This is a genomic window from Bacillus sp. JJ1474, assembly GCF_036965225.1.
Classification (GTDB): Bacteria; Bacillota; Bacilli; order Bacillales; family Cytobacillaceae; genus Cytobacillus.
In genome coordinates this window covers 1-2,009 of record NZ_JBALPC010000275.1, presented here as the reverse complement: position 1 = coordinate 2,009, position 2,009 = coordinate 1, and the positions used below count along the sequence as shown (strand labels likewise).

Sequence of the window (2,009 nt, the reverse complement as noted above, 5' to 3'; positions counted from 1 at the left end):
TAGGCGAATTTTCATGGAAAAATGAAATACTGATTGTAAATAATGGCGAAACAGGTCCAATTGCGAAAAAATTATATGATACTTTAACAGGAATCCAAAATGGAACACATGAAGATCCGTTTGGCTGGACTGTTGAAGTATAAAGAACTGCTCTTATGCAGTTCTTTTTTAAATGGAATTTTTTTACTTGCATTAAATAATATTCATGCTATTCTATGTATGAATATTATAAATATTTTCATTCTACTAGGGGCGCCTTTTGAGGCTGAGATGAACCCTTCGAACCTGATCTAGGTCATACTAGCGTAGGGAAGTAGTTAACGATTACGTATTTTTCAACGTATTGACTTAACCGCTTTCCTAATGGGAAGCGGTTTTTCTATTTTTTCGTGTGTTATCGCAACACAAAATAAATATTAATTTTCAGGAGGAGAACAAAATGGAAACGGTTAAAACAAAAAGGTTTTCTGAAAGATTATTTAAAAATGTACAGCCTATTTGGGAGAAAAACCACAATCATCCTTTTGTCCAAGAGCTAGGAAAGGGCATTTTAGACGAAAAGAGGTTTATTCATTATATGAAGCAAGACTATGTGTATTTAATTGATTATTCGAAACTGTTTGCAGTAGGTGTGATGAAGGCGCAGGATCTCGAAATTATGGGGAAGTTTGCCAAAATCCTGCATGAAACCTTGCATTTTGAAATGGAATTACATAGGCAATTTGCGGCGGAATTTGGGATTTCTCGTGAAGAATTGGAGGCAACTAAACCTACACCTGTCAATTTGGCATATACGAGGTATATGTTGCATGTCGCCCAAAATGGCAGTTTAGCGGAAGTGGTTTCTTGTTTGCTTCCTTGTGCGTGGGATTATTGGGAGATTGGGAAGCTTTTAAGAAAGCAGTATGGTGAGCAATTATCTACTAACAGATATGCTAAATGGATAGAAACGTATGATTCTGAAACCTTTGGCAATGGAGCTAAATGGCTAATTGAACTAATGGATGAACTGGCAGAAGGAAAACCAGAGCGGGAGCTCGCTGTCCTAGAGGAGCATTTCCAGATGACTTCGAAATACGAGTATTTATTCTGGGATATGAATTATTACAAACAGGACTGGCCAATTTAAAGAATTAGACGGTGGAAATATGACATTAGAATTAAAGAATGTATCTTATGCCTTTAAAGATAGAAATCAAGAAAACAAAATACTATCAAATCTAAGCTTAACAGTAACTAATGGCGAGTTTGTCTCTTTGATTGGAAGAAGCGGAACAGGTAAAACTACTATATTAAAATTAATTACCGGTCTGCTTAAACAAGATAGTGGGGAGGTTTTTCTGAATGGAAAAGCAATCACGCTGGGGGATATTGGCTATATGCCCCAGCGTGATTTGCTCCTCCCTTGGCGAACTATACTAGAAAATATTATGATTTCAGCCGATATTCAGAAGAAAAATGGGCTTACAAAAGACAAAGCAAGAGAGTGGCTTCAACGAATAGGTTTACTAGAGTACGAGAATTCATTTCCAAAACAGCTATCAGGAGGGATGAGACAAAGAGTTTCTTTTCTTCGGGCCTTATTAACAGGCAAGGAATTATTATTGCTGGATGAACCGTTCGGAGCGCTTGATTCCTTAACGAAAAAAGACATGCAGGCATGGCTGCTGTCGATATGGCAGGAATTAAACAAAACGGTATTGTTTATTACCCATGATTTGGAGGAAGCATGCTTTCTAAGTGACCGAATACTCTTGTTGCACCCTGATAAAACGCTAGAAGAAATTCAGGTCAATCTGAAACGCCCTAGAAAACTTGATATGCTGCATGAAAAAGAGCTGATTACTTTAAGACAAAGCCTGGAGAAGAAGATTGCCTATGAAAAAAATTAAATTATGGATACAGACTTATAGTTTATTTCTCCTATTCTTCATGACAATCTTACTCTTATTAGAATGGCTAGTACAAAGTGAGTTCATTCCTGCCTTTATCATTCCGGCACCAACAAG

At 37.0% G+C, this 2,009-nt stretch carries 2 protein-coding genes, 1 pseudogene and 1 riboswitch; all 3 genes and pseudogenes read left to right on the top strand.

Annotated elements, in window-relative coordinates; genetic code table 11:
• A pseudogene (locus tag V7164_RS24330) lies at positions 1-143 on the top strand (branched-chain amino acid aminotransferase); the annotation flags it as partial.
• 95 nt (positions 144-238) lie between these two features.
• Positions 239-329: riboswitch (TPP riboswitch) on the top strand.
• A 110-nt stretch (positions 330-439) separates the two neighbouring features.
• The gene (gene tenA, locus V7164_RS24325; RefSeq protein ID WP_335355504.1) at positions 440-1,129 is read left to right on the top strand and encodes a thiaminase II; all 690 of its coding nucleotides are present in this window, start codon (positions 440-442) and stop codon (positions 1,127-1,129) included.
• Positions 1,130-1,148: 19 nt separating this feature from the next.
• The gene (locus V7164_RS24320) at positions 1,149-1,892 is read left to right on the top strand and encodes an ABC transporter ATP-binding protein (RefSeq protein ID WP_335347887.1); all 744 of its coding nucleotides are present in this window, start codon (positions 1,149-1,151) and stop codon (positions 1,890-1,892) included.
• Positions 1,893-2,009: the final 117 nt, after the last annotated feature.